20 protein-coding genes are annotated in these 20,784 nt (G+C 68.5%); 6 read left to right on the top strand and 14 right to left on the bottom strand.

The window, feature by feature from the left end:
• Window positions 1-11: 11 nt before the first annotated feature.
• The 4 genes from Q0654_RS06085 to petA all read right to left on the bottom strand — a co-directional run bounded on the left by Q0654_RS06085 (window position 12) and on the right by petA (window position 3,292).
• Window positions 12-647 (bottom strand): glutathione S-transferase N-terminal domain-containing protein, encoded by a 636-nt coding sequence (locus tag Q0654_RS06085; RefSeq protein ID WP_298851571.1) that lies wholly within the window; start codon window positions 645-647, stop codon window positions 12-14.
• A 77-nt stretch (window positions 648-724) separates the two neighbouring features.
• Window positions 725-1,456 (bottom strand): cytochrome c1, encoded by a 732-nt coding sequence (locus Q0654_RS06090; RefSeq protein WP_298851573.1) that lies wholly within the window; start codon window positions 1,454-1,456, stop codon window positions 725-727.
• Entirely contained in the window at window positions 1,449-2,693 is a 1,245-nt protein-coding gene (locus tag Q0654_RS06095; protein WP_298851574.1) for a cytochrome bc complex cytochrome b subunit, read from the bottom strand. The genes Q0654_RS06090 and Q0654_RS06095 overlap by 8 nt, the downstream gene beginning before the upstream one ends.
• Window positions 2,693-3,292 (bottom strand): ubiquinol-cytochrome c reductase iron-sulfur subunit, encoded by a 600-nt coding sequence (gene petA, locus Q0654_RS06100; RefSeq protein ID WP_298851579.1) that lies wholly within the window; start codon window positions 3,290-3,292, stop codon window positions 2,693-2,695. Before petA ends, Q0654_RS06095 begins: the two co-directional genes overlap by 1 nt.
• Before the next feature lie 169 nt (window positions 3,293-3,461).
• On the opposite strand from petA, the gene Q0654_RS06105 reads away from it, so the two are divergent.
• Window positions 3,462-4,586, top strand: coding sequence for a trypsin-like peptidase domain-containing protein (locus Q0654_RS06105; protein WP_298851582.1), 1,125 nt, complete (start codon window positions 3,462-3,464; stop codon window positions 4,584-4,586).
• Window positions 4,587-4,653: 67 nt separating this feature from the next.
• Here Q0654_RS06105 and Q0654_RS06110 read toward each other — a convergent pair whose 3' ends face one another.
• Complete coding sequence (locus tag Q0654_RS06110) at window positions 4,654-5,649, bottom strand: lytic transglycosylase domain-containing protein (RefSeq protein ID WP_298851584.1); 996 nt, start codon at window positions 5,647-5,649, stop codon at window positions 4,654-4,656.
• Between the two features lie 125 nt (window positions 5,650-5,774).
• Between Q0654_RS06110 and Q0654_RS06115 the strand changes: the two genes are divergently transcribed.
• Both Q0654_RS06115 and Q0654_RS06120 read left to right on the top strand, forming a co-directional pair.
• On the top strand, window positions 5,775-6,542 hold the full coding sequence (locus Q0654_RS06115) for a sulfite exporter TauE/SafE family protein (RefSeq protein ID WP_298851585.1): 768 nt from the start codon (window positions 5,775-5,777) through the stop codon (window positions 6,540-6,542).
• Window positions 6,543-6,565: 23 nt separating this feature from the next.
• Entirely contained in the window at window positions 6,566-7,444 is an 879-nt protein-coding gene (locus Q0654_RS06120) for an MBL fold metallo-hydrolase (RefSeq protein ID WP_298851586.1), read from the top strand.
• A 264-nt stretch (window positions 7,445-7,708) separates the two neighbouring features.
• On the opposite strand, the gene Q0654_RS06125 is transcribed toward Q0654_RS06120, so the two are convergent.
• The 8 genes from Q0654_RS06125 to Q0654_RS06160 all read right to left on the bottom strand — a co-directional run bounded on the left by Q0654_RS06125 (window position 7,709) and on the right by Q0654_RS06160 (window position 18,038).
• Window positions 7,709-8,845, bottom strand: coding sequence for a serine hydrolase domain-containing protein (locus Q0654_RS06125; protein ID WP_298851587.1), 1,137 nt, complete (start codon window positions 8,843-8,845; stop codon window positions 7,709-7,711).
• A 485-nt stretch (window positions 8,846-9,330) separates the two neighbouring features.
• A complete protein-coding gene (locus tag Q0654_RS06130) occupies window positions 9,331-10,959 on the bottom strand; it encodes a BamA/TamA family outer membrane protein (protein ID WP_298851589.1) in 1,629 nt (542 codons plus the stop codon).
• Between the two features lie 87 nt (window positions 10,960-11,046).
• Window positions 11,047-11,526 (bottom strand): OsmC family protein, encoded by a 480-nt coding sequence (locus Q0654_RS06135; RefSeq protein ID WP_298851591.1) that lies wholly within the window; start codon window positions 11,524-11,526, stop codon window positions 11,047-11,049.
• Between the two features lies 1 nt (window position 11,527).
• On the bottom strand, window positions 11,528-11,986 hold the full coding sequence (trxC, locus tag Q0654_RS06140; RefSeq protein WP_298851593.1) for a thioredoxin TrxC: 459 nt from the start codon (window positions 11,984-11,986) through the stop codon (window positions 11,528-11,530).
• Complete coding sequence (locus tag Q0654_RS06145) at window positions 11,983-15,354, bottom strand: efflux RND transporter permease subunit (RefSeq protein ID WP_298851595.1); 3,372 nt, start codon at window positions 15,352-15,354, stop codon at window positions 11,983-11,985. Before Q0654_RS06145 ends, trxC begins: the two co-directional genes overlap by 4 nt.
• On the bottom strand, window positions 15,347-16,423 hold the full coding sequence (locus tag Q0654_RS06150; RefSeq protein ID WP_298851597.1) for an efflux RND transporter periplasmic adaptor subunit: 1,077 nt from the start codon (window positions 16,421-16,423) through the stop codon (window positions 15,347-15,349). Before Q0654_RS06150 ends, Q0654_RS06145 begins: the two co-directional genes overlap by 8 nt.
• A gap of 37 nt (window positions 16,424-16,460) precedes the next feature.
• Window positions 16,461-16,676, bottom strand: a complete 216-nt coding sequence (locus Q0654_RS06155) for a DUF2892 domain-containing protein (RefSeq protein ID WP_298851599.1) — start codon at window positions 16,674-16,676, stop codon at window positions 16,461-16,463.
• A gap of 90 nt (window positions 16,677-16,766) precedes the next feature.
• The gene (locus Q0654_RS06160; RefSeq protein ID WP_298851601.1) at window positions 16,767-18,038 is read right to left on the bottom strand and encodes an FAD-dependent oxidoreductase; all 1,272 of its coding nucleotides are present in this window, start codon (window positions 18,036-18,038) and stop codon (window positions 16,767-16,769) included.
• Between the two features lie 181 nt (window positions 18,039-18,219).
• Here Q0654_RS06160 and Q0654_RS06165 point away from each other — a divergent pair, with 181 nt between their 5' ends.
• Together Q0654_RS06165 and Q0654_RS06170 are read left to right on the top strand one after the other, a co-directional pair.
• Window positions 18,220-18,609, top strand: coding sequence for a rhodanese-like domain-containing protein (locus Q0654_RS06165; RefSeq protein WP_298851603.1), 390 nt, complete (start codon window positions 18,220-18,222; stop codon window positions 18,607-18,609).
• A 234-nt stretch (window positions 18,610-18,843) separates the two neighbouring features.
• Complete coding sequence (locus tag Q0654_RS06170; protein ID WP_298851605.1) at window positions 18,844-19,161, top strand: metalloregulator ArsR/SmtB family transcription factor; 318 nt, start codon at window positions 18,844-18,846, stop codon at window positions 19,159-19,161.
• 61 nt (window positions 19,162-19,222) lie between these two features.
• Here the strand turns inward: Q0654_RS06170 and Q0654_RS06175 are convergent, their stop codons facing one another.
• Complete coding sequence (locus Q0654_RS06175) at window positions 19,223-19,621, bottom strand: hypothetical protein (RefSeq protein ID WP_298851607.1); 399 nt, start codon at window positions 19,619-19,621, stop codon at window positions 19,223-19,225.
• A 298-nt stretch (window positions 19,622-19,919) separates the two neighbouring features.
• Between Q0654_RS06175 and Q0654_RS06180 the strand changes: the two genes are divergently transcribed.
• Entirely contained in the window at window positions 19,920-20,756 is an 837-nt protein-coding gene (locus Q0654_RS06180) for a hypothetical protein (RefSeq protein WP_298851610.1), read from the top strand.
• Window positions 20,757-20,784 lie beyond the last annotated feature (28 nt).

The following is a 20,784-nucleotide window of genomic DNA, read 5'->3' on the forward strand; positions in this document are numbered from 1 at the left end:
CGCGGATCGGGTCATGCGGGCAGGTCGCGGTAGTGGCGCTCCTCCGCCATCAGGCTGCGGCCGAAGATGGGACTGCGGAAGATGCGCTGGGCGTAATCCTCGATCGGCTTGGCGTCGCGTGCCAGGTCGATGCCGGCGGCAGGCAGGCGCCACAGGATCGGGGCCAGCGCGCAGTCGGCAAGGGAGAGTTCGGTGTTGAGGAAGAAGCGTGACGCCTTGAACAGGGGCAGGGAGGCTTGCACAAGCTCACGCATGCGCTTGCGCGCGGCTTCGGACTCCGCCTTGCTGCCGGTTCCAATCGCTTCCAGCTCCGGCACCCACTCTTGCTCCAGACGCAGCATCGCGAGCCGAAGGCGGGCCCGGGACAGCGGGTCGATCGGCATCAGCGGTGGATGCGGATAGCGCTCGTCTATGTACTCGCTCAGCACGGAGGCGGAGTACAGGACGAGGTCGCGGTCGGCGAGCGTCGGGAGGCTGAGGGTGGGGTTAAGGTCCAGCAGGTCCTCGGGCGGATGCTGCGGGTCCACCGGCACCAGTTCGTAGCTCACCCCCTTGGCGGCCAGAACCAGACGTATCCGATGGCAGGTCGCGCAGTCGCGCGCCGAAAACAGGGTCAGCGCATTGCGCAGACGCGAACTCGAAGCCATTCCGTATCCCCCTTCCCACGCAGATCAGGGTTCGGCCGGTGCCCTGGGGCACCGGCCGCCGTACGGTCAGCTCAGCGTCAGTGGACGTCCCGCCAGTACTCGGTCTTGAGCAGCCAGGCGAGGAAAGTGAAGACCGTGAGGAAGAGGATAACCCACACGCCATACGCTTCGCGCTTCAGCGCCGCCGGCTCGCCCACATAGGTGAGGAAGGCGCTGATATCGCGGATGGTGCGGTCGAATTCCTCGGGGCTCTGGGCGCCGGCCGGGGCCAGCTCCATGCGCTCGATCGCACCATGCTCGTCGTAGACGGCCCGCTGCATGCCCTGCAGCTTCCACAGCACGTTCGGCATCGAGGCGCCGACCAGGACGGTGTTGTTCCAGCCGGCCGGGCGGGTCTCGTCGACGTAGAAGGACTTCAGGAAGGTGTAGGTCCAGTCCGGGCCGCCCGACTTGGCGCGGGCCACCAGGGAAAGATCGGGCGGCGCCTTGCCGAACCACGCCTCGCCATCGGCCGGGTCCATCGCCGAGTTCATGTGCTCGCCGAACTTGGCGCCTGTGAAATTCAGGTAGGACATCACCTGCTCTTCGCTGAGGCCGAGATCCTTGGCGGTGCGCGAGTAGCGCTGGTAGCCCAGCGAGTGGCAGCCGGCGCAGTAGTTCATGAACAGGGCGGCACCGCGCTGCAGCGAGGCGCGGTCGCCGATGTTGACGTGGCTCTCGATCAGCGGCGCGCCGCCGGCGGCCTGGGAGACGCCGGCCGCGGCCAGCAGCACGGCGCCGAGCGCCAGCGAGTAGAGACGCTTAATCATGGGTGGTCACCCGTTCCGGCACCGGCTTGTGGGAGTCCCAGCGGGTCCACAGCGGCATCAAGAGGAAGAACGCGAAGTAGTAGATCGTGAAGATGCGCGCCATCAGGGTCTGCATCTCGCTGCCCGACTGCAGGCCGAGCCAGGCGAGGCTGACGAAGGCCACCACGAAGATGCCGATCAGCAGCTTCGACAGCGGGCCGCGGTAGCGGACCGAACGCACCGGGCTGCGATCCAGCCAGGGCAGCAGGAACAGGATCATCACCGCGCCGCCCATGATCATCACGCCGGCCAGCTTGTCAGGCACGGCGCGCAACATCGCGTAGTAGGGGGTGAAGTACCACACCGGCTTGATGTGGTCGGGCGTGACCATCGGGTTCGCCGGGACGAAGTTGTCGTACTCCAGGAACAGGTCGCCGAAGGTCGGCGCGAAGAACACGATGAAGGCGGCAATGGTCAGGAAGAAGCCCGCGCCAAACAGGTCCTTGACCGTGTAGTAGGGGTGGAAGGGAATGCCGTCGAGCGGCTTGCCGTCCGCGCCCTTCTTCTTCTTGATGTCGACGCCGTCGGGGTTGTTCGAACCGACTTCGTGCAGCGCCCCCAGGTGCAGCACCACCAGCAGCAGCAGGACCAGCGGCAGCGCGATCACGTGCAGCGCGAAGAAGCGGTTGAGCGTGGCGTCGGAGACCAGGAAGTCGCCGCGGATCCATTCGGTGAGCTCGGTACCGATCACCGGCACCGCGCCGAACAGATTGATGATCACCTGCGCGCCGTGATAGCTCATCTGGCCCCAGGGCAGGACGTAGCCCAGGAAGGCTTCGGCCATCAGCACCAGGAAGATCGCGACGCCGATCACCCAGACCAGCTCGCGCGGCTTCTGCGAACTGCCGTAGACCAGGCCGCGGAACATGTGCAGGTAGACGACGACGAAGAACAGCGAGGCGCCGGTCGAGTGCATGTAGCGGATCAGCCAGCCCCACTCGACGTCGCGCATGATGTACTCGACCGAGGCGAAGGCCTCGGCGGCGGACGGCTTGTAGTTCATCGTCAGCCAGATGCCGGTGACGATCTGGTTGACCAGCACCAGCATGGCCAGCGAGCCGAAGTAGTACCAGACGTTGAAGTTCTTCGGCGCGTAGTACTCGCCGACGTGCTTGTTGTAGGCGCCCTTCAGGCCCGGGGCGCGCTCGTCGACCCACTGGGTGACGTTCTCGACGGTGCGGTTGATCAGGTTGGACATCACGCGGCTCCCTTGGGATCCAGGCCGATGATCAGCGTGTTGTCGTCGACGAAGTGGTAAGGCGGCACGCGCAGGTTGGTCGGCGCCGGGACACCTTCGAAGACGCGGCCGGCGAGGTCGAAGCGCGAGTTGTGGCAGGGGCAGTAGAAGCCACCCTTCCAGTCGGCGTCGAAGGGCTCGGCCTGGACTTCCGGGCGGAACAGCGGCACGCAGCCCAGATGCGTGCACAGGCCGACCAGCACGAGATACTCGGGCTTGACCGAACGGTGCGGGTTCTTGGCGTAGCCGGGCTGCTGGTCGACCACGTCGGAGTTCGGATCGCGCAGGCGCGCGTCCAGCGAGGGCAGCACCTGGATCTGCTCGGGCGTGCGCCGGATCACGAACACCGGCTGGCCGCGCCAGGTCAGCGTCAGGCGCTGACCGGGTTCGAGCTTGGCGATGTTCTCGGTGACCGGGGCTCCCGCCAGCTCGGCGCGGGCGCTCGGCTGCCAGGAAGCGATGAAGGGCACGGCAGCCGCGATCGCTCCAGCGCCACCCACCACGGCGGTGGTGGCGGTCAGGAAGCGGCGGCGGCCTGGGTTGACGCCTTGGTTAGCCATACGGCTCTCCGCACTTGCGCAAGGGGAAATCGGTGACAAGGCCTGTCCGGCTGGCCTTGCAAAGCGGCGTAGTGTAGCGGATGGCTGAACCCAGCGACAACGCGCCAAGCCTGCGCCGATGGCCCATGCAGGGCACAATGCGCGCCGTCCCGTCCGCCTGCGATGCCCGATGCCGCGCCTGCCACGACCGCTGTCCTTCCTGCTGCAGAGCGCGGTCGCCGGCCTGGCGCTGGCCTTCGTGGTGATCCACTTCGCCCCCGGGCTGGCCGAACGCCTGCGCGGTGAGCCTTCGCCCGCAACCGAAGGCGCGCCGCGCAGCTATGCCAAGGCGGTGCGCAGCGCCTCGCCGGCCGTGGTCAGCCTGTATGCGAACCGCATCGTCACCGAGCGCGTGCTGCTGCGGCCCGATCCCACCACGCAGCGCTTCTCGGGGCTCGCGGTCGGCCCCACCGTGCGCCGCCGCGAGCCCATCCTGGGTTCCGGCGTGATCGTCAGCGAGGACGGCTATGTCCTCACCAATCACCACGTCATCTCCGGCGCCGAGCAGATCCGCATCGCCCTCTGGGATGGACGGGTGACTGATGCCCGGGTGGTCGGCAGCGACGCCGAAACCGATCTGGCGGTGCTCAAGGTCGAGGGCAGCGGGCTGCCGGCGCTGCCGCTGGACCCGAGCGTTGCGCTCGAGGTCGGCGACGTGGTGCTGGCGATCGGCAACGCGCTGGGCCTCAGCCAGACCGTAACCCAGGGCATCGTCTCCGGGCTGGGGCGCACGCCGCTGAACCAGATGCTCTCGGAGGAGTTCATCCAGACCGACGCGGCGATCAATGAAGGCAACAGCGGCGGCGCCCTGGTCAATGCGCAGGGCCAGCTGATCGGCATCAACACCTTCGTGCTCGGTCGTCGCAATGGCGCGGAAGGCATCGGCTTCGCGATTCCGATGGGCATCGCTGCGGATGTGTTCGCGCAGATCCGCGAAACGGGGGTCGTCGTGCGCGGCTGGATGGGGGCCGAGTACGGCGATGCGCCGGTGCTGCCGGGCAGCCTCGACGCGATGGGTCCGCGCGGCGTCGCGCTCACCGAGGTCTACATGGGCGGGCCGGCGCAGGCGGCTGGCCTGCGCGCCGGCGATGTGCTGCTCAGCTTCGACGGCGAAACCATCGGCGACCAGTCCAGCCTGCGCCTGCGCGAGGCCAGCAAGGCGCCGGGCAGCACGGTCGAGGTTTCCGGCCTGCGCGCGGGCGTGCCCTTTGTCGCCCAGCTGCAGCTGATCCAGCGTCCGGCCCAGGCGCGCTGAGCCCGCACGATTCGCGCCCTGCAGGTCGCTGCGCGCGGCGGTGCGGATTCACGGCACCGCCCGCGGTTCAACCCTGCGAGACCGGCCGCGCCGCAGCGGCCAGCTGGGTGCGGTAGCGCTCCAGCAGGATACCGACGCGCTCCACGAACACCTGGGTTTCGGCATAGGGCGGAACGCCACTGAAGCGGTCGACTGCGCCCTCGCCTGCGTTGTAGCCCGCCGCCGCCAGGCGGAAATCGCCGTCGAAGCGCTTCAGCAGCCAGGCCAGATAGGCCGTGCCGCCGTGGATGTTGTCGCGCGCCGAGAATGGATCGGTGACGCCGAAGCGCTCCGCCGTGGCCGGCATCAGCTGCATCAGCCCCTGCGCGCCCTTGTTCGACAGCGCATTGAGGTTGAAGGCCGATTCGGCGTGGATGACCGCGCGCACGAAGGCCTCCTCGACGCCGTGCAGGGCGGCGGCGGCGCGCACCTCTTCCACGTAGGCAGTGAGGTTCAAGCCGACACTGTTGAAGTCGACGCTGCTGCTCACCGCACAGGCGTAGCAGGTCTCCATGTAGCTGAAGAGCACCTCGGCGCGCTGGCCGGCCGGCCGACGGTTGGTGTAGTGGACCACCCCGTCGCGCTCATAGCGGTAGACCGCACCGCGCGAGACCCTCGCACCGCTCTGCTGAGCGTCTTTCGGCGCGGCGATTTCGGCACCATCGCTGCGGGTGCGGAACTCGACGCGGCGTTCCGGCGCGGCCACCACGGTCCCCACTGCCGGCTGCGAAGGCGTGGATGCATCGCTGGGCGCCGCCGGCGCCGAGTCGGGTGTCGCCGGCGCCGCGACCAGTGGCGACTGTCGCTGCGGGGAAGGAGCGGCGACCTGCGGGGAAGGAGCGGCGACCTGCCCGGAATTCTGGGTACTGGGCACATGCAGCCGCTTGCAGTCGCGATAGCCCGCCGCATCCGATGTGAACACGGTTTCACCCTGCTCGCCCACGCAGCGGAACAGGGTCGATGCGGCGGCCTCCGGACTCAGGAAGGGTCCGGCAAGCAACAGCAGGGTGAGGATTCGGCTCATGTGAGCAGTGTCCGCGAGGTTGGGGGTGCTGCCAAGTCGGGCATCAGCGACCGCGGACTCCGGCCGCGGTTCCTTTAATTTAGCGTTTTCTAATATAATGCCTGCCTGTTCTCGGGAGGCTTCGCATGCTGCTCGCCCTGCTCGGCGCCCTCGCCATCGGCCTCTCGCTCGGCCTGATGGGCTCGGGCGGCTCGATTCTCACGGTCCCGATCCTCGTCTACCTCGTCGGGCAGCCGGAGAAACTCGCCATCGCCGGCTCGCTGGCCATCGTCGGCGGTATCGCCCTGGCCGGCGCGCTGCCGTGGACACTCAAGCGCCAGGTCGATCTGCGCAGCCTGCTCTGGTTCGGCCTGCCGGGCATGGCCGGCACATGGCTCGGTGCCTGGGCCTCGCAGTGGTTTTCCGGTGCCGCCCAGCTTGCCCTGTTTGCGGTGGTGATGCTGCTGGCGGCGGTAATGATGTTCCGCAGCCCTGCGTCCGCTTCGACCCCCGACGCGCGGGCGCCTCGCGGTCGGCTGGCCATCGTCGGCGACGGCCTCGCGGTTGGCGCGATCACCGGCCTCGTCGGTGTCGGCGGCGGCTTCCTGATCGTGCCGGCGCTGGTGCTGCTGGGCCGCCTCTCCATGCAGAAGGCCATCGGCACCAGCCTGTGGATCATCGCCATGAAGTCCTTCACCGGCTTCATCGGCTACCTGCCGGTGCTTGAGAAGCAGGGCCTGCAGCTCGACTGGCGCCTGATCGGCCTGTTCATCGCCATCGGCGCAGCCGGCACCCTGGTCGGCATGCAGCTGGCCAGCCGGCTGCCGCAGCAGACCCTGAAGCGCGCCTTCGCCGTGTTCCTGGTGCTGATGGGCGTCTACATCGTCCTGCGCACCGCACCCCAACTGTTCTGATTCCATCGCCCACCGGAGGCCCCATGAATCCGCACGTCCAGCCCTTCTTCGACGACGACAGCTGCACCTGGACCTACCTGGTCCGCGATCCGGCCAGCGCTGCGGCGGCGGTGATCGACCCGGTGCTCGACTTCGATCCCAAGTCCGGAAACACCGCCACCCGCTCGGCGCAGAAGGTGCTGGATGCGGTGCGCGAGGGCGGGCTGCGCCTCGAATGGATCCTCGAAACCCACGCCCATGCCGATCATCTGTCGGCCGGCCACTGGCTGCGCGCACAGTGTCCCGGTGCAAAGCTGGCGATTGGCGAGGGCATCCGCCACGTACAGGCCACCTTCCGCGAGATCTTCAACCTGGGCGAACACTTCCCCGTCGACGGTTCGCAGTTCGACCGGCTACTCGCCGACGGCGAGCGCTTCGCGATGGGCGGACTCGAAGTCGAGGTGATCGCCACGCCCGGCCACACCAATGACAGCGTCAGCTACCGCATCGGCGATGCGGTGTTCGTCGGCGATACCCTGTTCATGCCCGACGGCGGCAGCGCCCGCTGCGACTTTCCCGGCGGCAGCGCGGAACGCCTGTATCGCTCGATCCAGCGCCTGTTCGGCCTGCCGGACGACACTCGCGTGTTCGTCTGCCACGACTACTCGCCCGGCGGCCGCCGACCGGCCTGCGAAACCAGCGTGGGCGCCGAGCGCGAAGCCAATATCCACGTCGGCGCAGGCCGCAGCGAGGCGGAGTTCGTGGCCATGCGCGAAGCCCGCGACGCCACCCTGCCGATGCCGCGCCTGATCCTGCCCGCCGTGCAGGTCAACATCCGCGCGGGGCAGCTGCCGGAACCCGAGGACAACGGCGTGCGTTACCTCAAGTTGCCGCTGGACCGGTTTCCGGGGGTGCCGGCTTGAAGCAGGGATTCGGGATTGGGGATTCGGGATTGGCGTGAAGCGTGTTGTAAGCCTTGGACTTGCGCTCCGCACTTGGGAGAGCGCTGAGGTGCTGCAGTGGGGACTCGGCGCGGTTCGCTTTGCACTAAGGCTTCAACCTGCATCGGAAACATCGAAGGCGAGTTGCCGGCTCTGACGTCGCCACATCGAGCCCCGCCCAACGCCTGCGCAGACTGCTATCCCGACTTAGCATGACGCTGCGCGCGCCCCGTAAGTCAGGGCGCCTCACGGCGTCGGCACCGGCCGACCATGCACCTCGGCCCAGAAGGCCGTGCTGATCCGCCCGATCGCCGGACTTTCGGCGTTCAGCAGCAGGGCAAGGCCGATCTGATGCGTGGGCGACCAGGCGATCTCGGCCACGTACCCCTTGACCCAGCCGCTGTGGTAGTTGAGCGGCGCCTCGCCGATCCGGTAGACGCGCCAGCCAAGTCCGTAGTGCGCCTCGTCGAGCAGCTGGCCCCAGAGCCGCCGCTTCAGCTCGCGCGGCGTGCGCACTCGCGGCGTGGTCACCGTCGCGACCACGGACGGCGACAGTGCTTCCGGCTGGCCGCCCATCTGTGCCAGCAGCCACTGGCCGAGATCGCGGGCGCTGGCGTTGATGCCGGCCGCCGGGGCGAGCTGGTAGTAGCCGGGCTTGAGGTCCGCTTCCACCCAGCGCCCGGCCTCGCGCCGGTGCGGGCGCGCATGGTTGGGTTCGGCGATCAGCGCATCGAGACCGAAGCTGGCGCGCTGCATGCCGAGCGGTCGGAACAGGCGCCGCTCGACCAGTTCGGCATAGCCCGCTCCACCCGCCCGGGCGAGGATCGGCTCGACCTGGGCGAAAGCGATGTTCTGGTAGCTGTAGCAGCTGCGCGGCGCGCAGATCGCATCGAGATCGCGGAAGCGCGGCAGGATCCGCTCCAGCGCCAGCCCGTCGTCGATCAGATTGTCGTAGGCATTCGGCACCAGCCCGGTCGACTGACCCAGCAGGTCCTCCACGCGCAGGCGCTGGCTCAGCTCGGCGCGCTTGAAGCGCAGCTCCGGCAGCTGCTGCGCCAGCGAGTCAGCAAGGTCGAGCCGGCCCTCCTGCGCCAGCTGCACTGCCAGCGGGCCGGCGAAGGTCTTGGAGACCGAGGCCAGCCGGAACACGGTGTCGGCATCCACCGGCTGCTTGCCATCGACCGCACGCAGACCATGGCCCTGCACCCGCAGCACGCGACCCTGCGCGATCACCGCGTAGGCGCCACCGGGAATGTCCTGCTCGGCCAGGATCTCGCGGAACTGCCGATCGAAGGCCTCCAGATCAGGCAGGGCCGCCGCCGCGACCTGTGCGGCCAGCAGCGCAAGGACCAGCACGAAAAAACGCTGCAGCGGCTGGACCATGGCTTCGGCTCGGAACGATCGGGGCTGCGAGCCTAGAGCATGCGCGTGGGCGCCGGCTGAACCGCAGCGCATGCATGGAGGGCGACAGCTTCGCCCCGCGGGCGGCTCAAGGCCGGAGAGACTCTTCCGCGCGCCACGTTCAATGGCTGTCCCCGCGCGGTAGCAGCGATGGAGCGGGACCTTCGAGCGGTGCGATTCCCTTTTGCCGCCAACCCACCGATGCACGCCCAGGCCTCATCCAGCCCTCGGACGAAGCGCGCTATACGCCAAGCCAAGCCCATAGGGTGGGCCCTGGCCCACCGTAAACGCCGCACCGGCGGTGCCCAGCGTTTACATGCGCGAACCTGCCGGAAAAGAGGGCTCGACGAACCGGAGCCAGCGCTCACGTCTTGGTGGGCCAGGGCCCACCCTATACGGCGGGGACTGCGACCTCGCCGCGATTCCCGATTCCCGATTCCCGATTCCCGATTCCCGATTCCCAGCCCTCAGAACGCCCGCCGCGCCTCCAGCACCAGCTCGACGTTCTCCAGCCGCGGATCGCTGTCGATGGGCACCGCGAGGTCGATGTGGATCACCCGCGCGAAGGCGCTGCGCGTATTGGACAGGCGCAGACCGACGCCGACGTTGGCCAGGCGCCCCGGGTTCGGTCGATCCAGCGGATCGCTGCCCCAGACCCGGCCGACGTCGGCGAACACTGCGCCGCCGACGCGGAACAGGCGCCAGGGGTACCAGTCGGTGAAGTAGCGCTGCTCGACGCTCAAGCGGGCATAGCTCTCGCCGCCGGCCCAGCGCAGCGGATAGCCGCGCAGGCCGGTGTCGCCGCCGAGGTAGATGCGGTTGTCGAGGTCGAGCTTGTGTCCGTACTGCGCTTCTAGCTCGGCGAAGAACAATCGTCTGGGCCCGGTCTGGCGGTAGTAGCGCAGGTCGCCAGCGACGCTCAGATTGCGGGTTTCGCCGTCTTCCTCGCGCAGCTCGAACTGGCTGGCGAAGCGCAGCAGGTCGCCGCCGCCGAAACGCCAGCCGCGGCTGGCCTCACCCTCCAGCCACCAGGCATCGCGATCGCCACCCAGCGCCTCGGCCGCACGCCCCAGACGCGCGCTGAAGCGGGTGCCGAGCAGGGCGTCCTCGCTGATGTCGATCTGGTCGTAGTTGCGCAGCACTTCCCACTGGTCGCGGATGTACTCCATGCCCACCCAGGGCCCGGTGAGGTGACGGTCTTCGGGCACCGGCCCAAGCAGCGCGGGATCGCGCGCGGGCAGGAACTCGCGCTGCTGGTCGCGCAGGCCGACGCTCCAGCGCAGCACCCTGCCCTCGCGCAGGCCGGCCGAGCGTCCCCACCAGACATCCAGATCGCGGTTGCGCTGGCGGTACTCCGAAACCTCCTCGCCGAGCTCGTAGAAACTCTCGACCAGGGTCAGGTGATCGACGCGCAGGCCCCACGCCTCGCGGACATCCAGCGCGTAGAACGGCTGCTCGACGCCCAGCAGATAGCCGCGGCCGTCGCTGTTGTCCTCGAACGCGACATCGATACCGCGCCAGCGGCCCAACTCGTGCTCGTTGCGGTAGCGCAGGGCGGTGCTGTTGCGATCGGCATCGCCGCGCCGCGACAGTCTAAGCAGGGCGCCGCGACCCGCCAGATTGCTTTCTTCCAGATCAATGCCAAAGCTCGACTCGCCGCCGCGCCGGCTGCCGGCGATGCCCGGATTCAGGGACCAGACATCGCGGGTTTCGACTTCGACCGCGACCCGGCCATCGACGCAGGCCACGGGGCGCAGCTCGGCCTCGCGCAGGTACTCGGTGGCGCGCAGCAGGCGCGCAGACTCCTGCAGCAAGCGGTGTTGGTAGGGCTGACCCTCTTCGATCAACAGCGGCTTGCGCAGGGTCGATTCGCGGGTCAGGCGATGCAGCCGGTTGGCGGCGCGGAACAGGGCCTTGTTCTCTTCCGGCAGCTCGGTGTCGAACACATTGCGGCGCAGGAAGCGCAGCTCACCAATGACCGCGCCAGAGGCTTCAAGGGCCGCGGGATCGAGGCTGCGGTCGGCAGGGCATTCAGCCGCCCACGCGACCGCGGGCGCACAGGCGAGAAGAAGCAGGCAGAGCGAGCGTGGAACCATCAGCGGGCGCATCCGTGGTCGGGGGCGAAAACGGGTGTCGTCGTCGCCCCAATCCTGACAGATTCAATCGCGCCTGAGCCGCCGCGTTCAGCTTTCCGCCGCCGGCAGTCCCGGCCCATGCAGCAGCGCACCGGTGACGTCGACCACGCTGACGTCGACCTCGACCCCGGAGCGCACGCTCTCGGTAACCACGCAGAACTGCTCGAACTGCTGGAGGATGCGCTCCAGCTGCTGGTAGCTGCCGGCCATCTCGGGCAGCTCGATCTGCGCATCGACCTTCGCCACGCGCATGCGGCCGGCCTCGTTGCGGCCCATCGTGGCGATCGCCTTCACCTTCAGCGGGCCTGGATCGTTCTTGTACTTGCGCAGGGCGAACAGCAGGCTCGCGCCCATGCAGTTGGCGACCGCCGCGACCAGCATGCGTGAGGGGTTCGGGCCGCTGCCACCGCCCAGCGGCTCGGGTTCGTCGGTCATGAGGTCGGGAATCCCCGTGCCTTCGAAGCGCACGCGGAAGACGTAGTCCTGTTCCTGCTCGATGGTGATGCTGAAGCTCTGGGTTTCGCTCATCTCATTGCCCCTGGGCGTACTGCATGAAGGCGCTGCGCGCGAACTGGACGATGCCCGCCGCAGGCAGTGCGCCCGACTGGCGCGCGACCTCGGTGCCGTGATGGAACAGCACGAGCGTGGGAATGCTGCGGATGCCGAACTGCTGACCCAGGCCCGGATGCGCCTCGGTATCGACCTTGGCCAGATGGAACTGCGGCTCCAGTTGCTGCGCGGCCTGGGCGAAGGCCGGCGCCATCAGCCGGCAGGGCCCGCACCAGGGCGCCCAGAAGTCGACCAGCACCGGCAGCTGGGCGCGGCCGGCATGGGCTTCGAAGCTTTCGCCGGTGAGGTCGAAGGGCCTACCGGTGAAGATCGCGCCGCCGCAGCGGCCACAGTTGGGCCCATCGTACAGCCGCGCCTGCGGCACACGATTCAGACCATGGCAGTGCGGGCAGGCGAGGATGATGCTGTCGTCACTCATGCGGCGCGTCCTTCCTGGAACTTCAACAGGCTGTAGTAGAGCAAGGGGATCACCACCAGGGTCAGCACGGTGGACACGAGGATGCCGAAGATCAGCGCGATGGCAAGCCCGTTGAAGATCGGATCATCGAGGATGAAGAAGGCACCCGCCATCGCCGCCAGCGCGGTCAGCGCGATCGGCTGGGCACGCACCGCGCAGGCTTCGATCACGGCCTCGTCGAGCGGCCGGCCGTGGGCGATCTCATGGTTGATGAAGTCCACCAGCAGGATCGAGTTGCGCACGATGATGCCGGCCAAGGCGATCATGCCGATCATGCTGGTGGCGGTGAACTGCGCGCCCAGCAGGGCATGGCCCGGCATCACGCCGATCACGGTCAAGGGGATCGGCGCCATGATCACCAGCGGCACGGCATAGCTGCGGAATTGCGCCACCACCAGCAGGTAGATCAGCAGCATGCCGGCGGCATAGGCGATGCCCATGTCGCGGAAGGTCTCGAAGGTGATCTGCCATTCGCCGTCCCACTTGAGGCTGAAGCCGGCGGTGCTCTCGGGCGCGGAGAAGAATCGCTGCTCGATCGGCCAGGGCAGGTCAGCCGCTTCGTTCAAGCTCGAAACCACCGAGAACATGCCGTACAGCGGGCTGTCGAGCGCACCGGCCTCGTCGGCCATCACATAGACCACGGGCAGCAGGTCCTTGTGATAGATCGCCGACTCCCAGCCGGTGCGCTCGACCCGCACGACTTCCGACAGCGGCAGCAGGCGGCCGTCGGCGCTGCGGATGCGCAGCGCCAGCAGGGCCTCAAGACGCGCCTGCTCGCCGGCCGGCAGGCGCAGCCGCACCGGCACCGGATACTTCGATGCGCCGTCGCGCAGGAAGGTGGCATCGACGCCGCTCACGCCTGCACTCAAAGCCTGCGCGATCTGCGCCTGGCTGATGCCGAGCCTTGCTGCGCGCTCGCGGTCCACCACCAGCACCTCGCGCGAAGCCTCGGCCTCGACCGTGGTGTCGATGTCGACGAGGCCCTCGGTGCCGCGGAAGACCTCGGCCACCTTCAGGGCGATGGCGCGCGCGCCGGCGGCATCCGGCCCGTAGACCTCGGCGACCAGGGGCGACATCACCGGCGGGCCGGGCGGCACTTCGACCACCTTCAGCGCCGCGCCATAGCGCTGGGCGATCTGCTGCAGGGCCGGGCGCACCGCGCGCGCGATGTCGTGACTCTTGCGGCTGCGCTCGGACTTGTCGACCAGATTGACCTGCAGGTCGCCGACGTTGGCGCCCTCGCGCAGGTAGTACTGGCGCACCAGTCCGTTGAAGTTGACCGGCGCCGAGGTGCCGGCATAGCCCTGCATGTCGGCGACTTCCGGCACCTGGGCCAGGATCAGGGCCAGCTCCTGCAGCAGCGCGTTGGTGCGCTCGACCGTGCTGCCCTCGGGCAGGTCGACCACCACCTGGAACTCCGACTTGTTGTCGAAGGGCAGCATCTTCAGCACCACCAGCTGCACCACGGCAAGACCGGCCGACAGCACCACCGCGCCGACGATGCCGGCGAACAGCCACAGGCGCCGGCGCGCGCCGCGCTCGCGATGCAGGAAGGGCCGCAGCAGGCGCTCGAACAGGCCGTGCAGACGTGCGGCGATGCCGCTGCCGTGACCGTCGCCGATCGCCTTCGCGCCAGTACCTGCATAGGGTGGGCCCTGGCCCACCATGGCCTGGGCCCTGCCCCGCCCTTCATCCGTCGCACCACTCGACCCCGACAAATTCGAGGCATCGGAAGGTTCAAGTTCCGGTGGGCCAGGGCCCACCCTATGGGCCGCCTCATGTCGCGACAGCAGCTTCAGCGACAGCCAGGGCGTGACGATCAGGGCCACGGCCAGCGACAGCAGCATGCCGACCGAGGCATTGATCGGGATCGGCCGCATGTAGGGGCCCATCAGCCCGCTGACGAAGGCCATCGGCAGCAGCGCTGCGATCACCGTGAAGGTGGCAAGTATCGTCGGGCTGCCGACCTCGTCCACCGCCGGCGGGATCGCCTCCAGCAGGGACTTGCCGCCGCGCGCCATGTGGCGGTGGATGTTCTCGACCACCACGACGGCGTCGTCGACGAGGATGCCGATCGAGAAGATCAGGGCGAACAGCGAGACCCGGTTGATGGTGAAGCCCATCGCCCAGCTGGCGAACAGGGTCAGCGCCAGCGTGATGATCACCGCGGTACCGACCACCACCGCCTCGCGCCAGCCCAGCGCGAACAGCACCAGCAGCACCACCGCCATCGTCGCGAAGATCAGCTTCTGGATCAGCTGGATCGCCTTGTCGTTGGCGGTCTTGCCGTAGTCGCGGGTGATGTCGACCTGCACGCCTTCGGGGATCAGGCTGCCGCGCAGCTCGCCAATGCGCCGACCGATCGCGCGGGTGATGTCCGAGGCATTGGCGCCGGGCTTCTTGGCGATGGCGATCGTCACCGCCGGGTGCATGGCCAAGAGCTGGCCCTGCTCGGGCCTGGCATGCCAGACATAGCTCACCGGCAGGTCGGCACCGCGACGGATCTCGGCGACGTCCGACAGGTACAGCGGCCGGCCTTCACGCAGGCCGATGACCAGTTCGGCGACCTGCTGCGCATCGGCCAGGTAGGTGCCGGCGGTGACCGGGATCTGCCGGCCGTCCTCAACGCGCTCGCCAGCCTGCATCACCACGTTGCTGGCCTGCAGGGCGCCGGCAAGGTCGTTCATGTCGATGCCGTAGCTGGCGAGTCGCTGGGCGTCGAGCTCGACCACCACCGCGCGCTCGGGCGCGCCGATGGTGTAGACATCGCGGGTGCCGGGCACGCGCTTCAGTTCCGTCTCCAGCGTGTGCGCGACCTCGGCGACTTCCACGCCGCCGCGGGCGGGGTCGTCGGTCCACACGGTCAGGCTCATCACCGGCACGTCATCAATGCCCATCGGCCGCACCAGCGGCTGGCCGACGCCGAGATTCGGCGGCGCCCAGTCGGCGTTCGAATAGACCTGGTTGTACAGGCGCAGGATGGCATCGGCGCGCGGCACGCCGACCGTGTATTCGACGGTGATCACCGCCACGCCGGGCCGGCTGATCGAGTAGACGTGCTTGACGCCCTCGATCTCCGACAACACCTGCTCCAGCGGATAGCTGACCAGGTTCTCGACGTCCTCGGCCGGCGCGCCCGGGAAGGGCACGAACACATTGGCCATGGTCACGTCGATCTGCGGCTCTTCCTCGCGCGGAGTGATCAGCACCGCGATCAGGCCGAGCAGCAGGCCAGCAATCGCCAGGATCGGCGTCAGCGGATTGTTCTGGAAGGCCGCGGCGAGGCGTCCGGAGATGCCCATGCGCGGCATGGCCTGCGACTCAGCCATCGCTGCGCTCCCGACGCTGCTGCTCCAGCCACAGGCCGGCGGCCACCGGATCAGCGGCGACTTGCTCGCCCGCGCTCAAACCGGACAGCACCTCAATGCGATCGCCGATGCGGTGGCCGAGGCGCAGCTGGCGCAGGGCAAGCCCGGCCTCGCCGACCACGTAGGCCGCGGTCACCTCGCTGCGCTTGACCAGACTCGTCACCGGCAACAGCAGGCGCGCGTCCTCACCCACCACGAAAGCGACCTTGGCGGCCATGCCGGGCGACAGGCCGGTGTCGGCTTCGGGCAGATCCACGCGAACGCTGAAGCTGTGGGTCGCCGGATCCGCGTAGGGAAACACGGTGACCTTCTCGGCCTCGACGCGACGGCCGCCGTCCAGCAACAGGAAGGCGCGGCCATTGCCGCGGATGGCCTCGACATCCGACTGCGGCACCCGCACCTGCAAACGCAGGCGGTCCAGCGACAGGCCGGCGATCAGCGTCTGCCCGGGGCGCACGGTTTCGCCGACTTCGACGAAGCGCTGGGTGACGATGCCCGAGTAGGGCGCACGCACCGCGGTGTAGTCGACCTGCTCGCTGGCCGCCTTCACCGCCGCCTGCGCGGATTCGAGCTGGGCGCGGGTGGCGTCGCGACGCGCGGTGGCCTGGTCGAGCTGGGCCCGCGAGACCAGGCGGCGCTCATAGATCTCCGACACGCGCTTGAACTCGGCCTCGGCCTCGCTGGCCGCCGCCTGCGCCGCGGCCAGCGCGGCCCGTGCCTGACGCTGCGCCGACTGCTGCTCGACGTCGGTGAAGCGCACCACCACATCACCCGCCTTGACGTAATCGTTGACATCGAAGGGCAGCTCCAGCACGCGCCCGCCGGTCTGTGCCGAGAGCGTGGCCGAGTGCACGGCTTCGACCACGCCGTCCCAGACCCGTTCGCGCACGGCGCTGTCGGCTGCGACCGAGATCAGTTCGATATCGGGCGTGGCAGAGCTGCGCGGCGCAAGCGGCGCCTCGCTGCCACAGGCGGACAGCGACAGGGCTGCCGCGAGGGCAAGCGCGATGGGAAGCGGAGTCGGACGCATGGCGGATTCCATCAGCGGCGAAGGAGCGAACAGTGCTTCAACGGGTAGCCTGACCGAAGGCGCAGCCGGGCTTGAGGCCGAGTTTGCCCATGACGATGGCAGCGGGACAGAAGCCGGTGAAGGCGGACTGCAGCAGGTTGAGGCCGACGAAGGTGGTCAGCAGCAGCCACCAGGGCGAGACGAAGTGGGTGAGCAGCACGCTGATCAGGATCAGGGTGCCGGCGAAGGCGAGCATGGCGCGGTCGATGTTCATGGCTTGGACTCCGGGATTCGGGATTGGAGATTTGTTGGGAGCGGGTTTGGCGAGGCTCATGGGGGCGCTCCGGGCCCATGTCTTCAACAGCTACTTCAGGCGTTCGATGCCCAGCGCTTTGAGCACATACTTTTCGTAGACGGGTTCGGTGTTGCCGGACTTCATCTTCGACAGGAAGTACTTCTCGAAGGCGATCTTGGCGACGTGCACCCAACGCCCGGCCTTGGCCCAGGTGACGTTGCGCGGCGGGATCTGCGGCAGGGCCACGAAGGCCGCGCCGGTGTCGCCCATGTCGGCCAGGCAGATCGCGTTCCAGGTGGCCACCGCCTCGGGCGCCTTGCCCTCGAGGTCGGCGCGGATGTTCTCGACGATGGCGGTGACCATCGACTCGATCATGAATCCGGTCTTGGGCGCGCCGGTCGGCACCGGCGTCTGCTCCACCGGCGGGATCGCCACGCAGACGCCGGCCGAGTAGATGTTCGGGAAAGCGGGGTTGCGCTGGTGGCGGTCGATCTGCACGAAGCCGCGCGGGTTGCACAGCGGCTTGACCGCGCGCACCGCATCGACGCCGGTGAAGGCCGGCAGCACCATCGAGTACTTGAAGGGCAGCGTGTGCTCGCGCGCCTTCTCGCCGGCCTCGTTCATCTCGTGAACGAGCATCTCGCCCGCACGCACCTCGGCGATCTTCGCGTTGACGATCCATTTGATGTGGCGCTGGCGGAACTCGCTCTCCAGCAGGCCCTTGCTGTCGCCGACGCCGCCCAGGCCCATGTGGCCGACATAGGGCTCGCTGCTGACGTAGGTGATCGGCACGCGGTCGCGGAGCTTCCTTTTGCGCAGATCGGCGTCGAGGATCATCGCGAACTCGTAGGCCGGTCCAAAGCAGCTCGCGCCCTGCGCCGCACCGATGACGATCGGGCCGGGGTCCTTGACGAAGTCCTGGTAGGCCTCCCAGGCCAAGAGCGCATGCGGCGTGGTGCAGATCGAATGCGTGTGGCCGCCGTGCGGGCCCAAGCCCGGAATCTCGTCGAAGGCAAGCCGCGGGCCGGTGGTGATCACCAGGTAGTCGTAGGCGAGCCGGCGTCCGTCGCCGAGCACCACCGTGTTCTCGCCCGGAACGATCTCGGCCGCGCCGCAGCTCTCGAAGCCGATCGACTTCTTCGCCAGATAGGGCCCGATCTCGATCTGGATGTCCGAAGGCTTGCGCCAACCGACCGCCACCCACGGGTTTGAGGGCGTGAACGAGAAGCGCGGGCTGTCGCCCACCACGGTGATCTCGTGCGCCTTGCCCAGCCCCGCACGCAGCTCGTAGGCCACGCTGATGCCGCCGATGCCGCCGCCCACCACGAGGATCCTGGCCATGTTTTGAGCCCTCCCGAACCGGCGTCTGAGTGGGAGCGCGTCTCCGCCGGTGGGGCGCGATCCTGAAGCTCGGCCACTGCTGCCCGAGGAGCTTGGGCGCACGTGCAGCAGCTAGACTTGACCGACGCCAATTTAGAGGTTTCTAATATTAGCGTCAACTGATATTCGACAGGAGCCGTTCATGTCCAAGTCCCCCACCGAGCTGGTTGCCGAAGCCCGCGCCCGCATCACCGAAGTCAGCGTCGAAGCACTCGCTTCCGAAGCCCCCGGCAGCTACGTGCTGATCGATGTGCGCGAGCCGGGCGAATTCGCCACCGCCCACATCGCCGGCGCGATCCCGATCCCGCGCGGGGTGCTCGAATTCCAGGTCGAGGCCAACCCCGCCATCGCCTGCGTCACCGAAACTGCGCTGGCCGTGCGCGAGCAGCCGATCGTCCTGTACTGCCGCACCGGCGGGCGCTCGGCCCTGGCCGCGGAAAGCCTGCAGAAACTCGGCTTCACCCGCGTGCGCTCCCTGGCCGGCGGCATCACTGCCTGGACCGCGGCAGGCAAGCCGGTGACGCAGCACTGAAGAGCCGGGATTCGGGATTTGGGATTCGGGATTCGTGAGAGCCGGTCATCTGCGGTGCGGTGAGCTAAAGGCCGCGCTACGGCTGGGGCTCCACAGGAGCACGCAGACGCCCTACTCTCACGCGCCGACAGATCCGCCTGTCTGGAGCTGCGCGTCAGACCCTCCGGCGTGAGGCGAGCAGAGGCATCGCTCGCGAATCCCGAATCCCCAATCCCCAATCCCCGCTCTCAAGCCATGCCCCCACTCGCCCCCACCGATGCCGAGGAAATGCGTGCCCATGCGCACGATGCCGCGCGCCTGCTCAAGGCCATGGCCAATGACCGGCGGCTCATGATCCTGTGCATGCTGGTCGGCGGCGAGCAGGCGGTGTCGGACATCAATGCCGGCATGGAGCTCTCGCAGTCCGCGCTCTCCCAGCACCTCGCAGTGCTCCGGGAAGAGGGCCTTGTGCAGACGCGGCGCTCGGCACAGACGATCTACTACTCGCTCACGCCCGGCCCGGTGCAGGACATCATCGGCGTGCTGCACCGGATCTACTGCGGCGAGGGCTGAACAGCGCGACGATCGGACCTTGGCCTTGCCGGTGCGCGGCAGGGCAGCGCCTGCTGCGCACTCAGCGCGAGCTGAAGGTCTTGAAGCCCCGCGGTCGCCGCCACCAGAGCAGCAGGGCCAGCGGCAGTAAAGCCAGGGGCAGGCCGTGCAGCAGCTTCAACCAGCCCGGCCGCGCCGCGAGCACGCGCTCCGCCGCGAGGCTGCGGGACTCGATCAGCGGCGCCGTGTCGCCGAGTTCCGCTTCCGCGAAGCCTGCGAAACTCTCGCCGAGCCCTGCGATCGAGCCCGCCGCTTCTCCAAGCAGCAGCCAGGTGTAGGCGAGTGGCGCCTGCAGCCGCAGCGCCTCCGGCACCACCGGGCCGAGCATCCGGGAGTGCGCGACCCCACCCCAGAACGCGCAGTTGACCAATACGCAGACGACCAGCGCCAGCACGGCAGGAACGTACATCGGCAGACGCATCGACTTTCTCCCAGGCAGATGGATTCGAAGCGGTGCCGCGCGCACATGCCGGGAGGCCGAGCCGGACCCCGACGCGAGTTCGAACACCGTCGCATACCGACTGTGCGCCCCGGCATTCAACTTTCCGGGCCACGCCCGTGCATCCTGCCCCTGATCCGAAACAGGCGGCAAGCCGCTCGACCCGCCGGAGCCGGTGGAAGAACTGGAACGGGTCTTGCACTCCGCGCGAGCCGCGGGCGCTTGAAGCCCGGTCCGGGCTTGCTACACTCGCGGAACTTTCACGCCGTGGGGAGACGGAGTGGGTTCCTTTGCGAAGATCTTCGCGCTTGCCGCGGCAGGCGTCCTGTGCGCGTGCGCTGGCGCACCGAAGCAAGCACCTGAAGCTGCGACCAGTGCGGCCAGCACCACGGTACCGCCGTACACGCTTGAGCGCTTCCGCGACGAGCACAAGCTGCCCGATGGCACGCAGCGCATCGTGCTGGATAATCCCTACGGCGACATCCAGCTCCGCCAGACCTCCGGCGCGGCGGTCGCGATCGAGGGCGTGGAGCAGCGCATCGGCGAACAGCCGCGCACCGCCCGCATCGAATGGCATGAGGAGGGTGCGGAAGCCGCCGTTCGCGTGCGCTATCCCGGCATCGACCCCGATGCGCCTGCGGACCGACGGCGTGGACGCGTCGATCTGTATGCCTTCGTGCCGGCGGGCGTGCCGGTCTCGCTGCGCAGCGATTTCGGCGAGATCGTCGTCCGCCGTATCGACAACCCCGTGCAGGCGCGCAGCCGCAGCGGCCGCATCACCGTCGCCACCCACGGCCTGATCGAAGCCGAGAGCGTCGACGGCGAGCTCCGCATCTACCCGATGTCGGCGCGTGCCACCGGCACCCATCGCCTGCGCACCGCCGGCGGCATCGTCGTCGATGTGCACCTGCAGGAACCTCTGCAGGTCGAGGCGCGTGCTCCACGCGGCGTGCGCGCCGACTTCCCGCTGGACCGCCTGCGCCAGGATGAGGACGGCCAATGGCAGGCGTCGTTCCAGCGGGGCGACCCGGCCTCGCCAGCGCTGCGACGCTTCGACATCGAGAGCAGCGGCGGGGAGGTACTGCTGCAGTCGATCGGCGACGGCGCCGACCGGTGAACGTCGTGGTACCGAGTCATCGATCCAA

It is taken from the genome of uncultured Aquimonas sp., from assembly GCF_937888285.1.
In the GTDB taxonomy this organism is placed as follows: Bacteria; Pseudomonadota; Gammaproteobacteria; order Xanthomonadales; family Xanthomonadaceae; genus Aquimonas.

What these genes read in the sequence shown, in the direction of transcription:
- Q0654_RS06105 (WP_298851582.1), top strand. Translation starts at nt 3,462, where the DNA reads ATGCCGCGCCTGCCACGACCGCTGTCCTTCCTGCTGCAGAGCGCGGTC.
- petA (WP_298851579.1), bottom strand. Translation starts at nt 3,292, where the DNA reads ATGGCTAACCAAGGCGTCAACCCAGGCCGCCGCCGCTTCCTGACCGCC.
- Q0654_RS06090 (WP_298851573.1), bottom strand. Translation starts at nt 1,456, where the DNA reads ATGATTAAGCGTCTCTACTCGCTGGCGCTCGGCGCCGTGCTGCTGGCC.
- Q0654_RS06155 (WP_298851599.1), bottom strand. Translation starts at nt 16,676, where the DNA reads ATGAACATCGACCGCGCCATGCTCGCCTTCGCCGGCACCCTGATCCTG.
- Q0654_RS06120 (WP_298851586.1), top strand. Translation starts at nt 6,566, where the DNA reads ATGAATCCGCACGTCCAGCCCTTCTTCGACGACGACAGCTGCACCTGG.
- Q0654_RS06115 (WP_298851585.1), top strand. Translation starts at nt 5,775, where the DNA reads ATGCTGCTCGCCCTGCTCGGCGCCCTCGCCATCGGCCTCTCGCTCGGC.
- Q0654_RS06125 (WP_298851587.1), bottom strand. Translation starts at nt 8,845, where the DNA reads ATGGTCCAGCCGCTGCAGCGTTTTTTCGTGCTGGTCCTTGCGCTGCTG.
- Q0654_RS06170 (WP_298851605.1), top strand. Translation starts at nt 18,844, where the DNA reads ATGCCCCCACTCGCCCCCACCGATGCCGAGGAAATGCGTGCCCATGCG.
- Q0654_RS06160 (WP_298851601.1), bottom strand. Translation starts at nt 18,038, where the DNA reads ATGGCCAGGATCCTCGTGGTGGGCGGCGGCATCGGCGGCATCAGCGTG.
- Q0654_RS06130 (WP_298851589.1), bottom strand. Translation starts at nt 10,959, where the DNA reads ATGGTTCCACGCTCGCTCTGCCTGCTTCTTCTCGCCTGTGCGCCCGCG.
- Q0654_RS06145 (WP_298851595.1), bottom strand. Translation starts at nt 15,354, where the DNA reads ATGGCTGAGTCGCAGGCCATGCCGCGCATGGGCATCTCCGGACGCCTC.
- Q0654_RS06110 (WP_298851584.1), bottom strand. Translation starts at nt 5,649, where the DNA reads ATGAGCCGAATCCTCACCCTGCTGTTGCTTGCCGGACCCTTCCTGAGT.
- Q0654_RS06135 (WP_298851591.1), bottom strand. Translation starts at nt 11,526, where the DNA reads ATGAGCGAAACCCAGAGCTTCAGCATCACCATCGAGCAGGAACAGGAC.
- Q0654_RS06165 (WP_298851603.1), top strand. Translation starts at nt 18,220, where the DNA reads ATGTCCAAGTCCCCCACCGAGCTGGTTGCCGAAGCCCGCGCCCGCATC.
- Q0654_RS06150 (WP_298851597.1), bottom strand. Translation starts at nt 16,423, where the DNA reads ATGCGTCCGACTCCGCTTCCCATCGCGCTTGCCCTCGCGGCAGCCCTG.
- Q0654_RS06175 (WP_298851607.1), bottom strand. Translation starts at nt 19,621, where the DNA reads ATGCGTCTGCCGATGTACGTTCCTGCCGTGCTGGCGCTGGTCGTCTGC.
- Q0654_RS06085 (WP_298851571.1), bottom strand. Translation starts at nt 647, where the DNA reads ATGGCTTCGAGTTCGCGTCTGCGCAATGCGCTGACCCTGTTTTCGGCG.
- trxC (WP_298851593.1), bottom strand. Translation starts at nt 11,986, where the DNA reads ATGAGTGACGACAGCATCATCCTCGCCTGCCCGCACTGCCATGGTCTG.
- Q0654_RS06095 (WP_298851574.1), bottom strand. Translation starts at nt 2,693, where the DNA reads ATGTCCAACCTGATCAACCGCACCGTCGAGAACGTCACCCAGTGGGTC.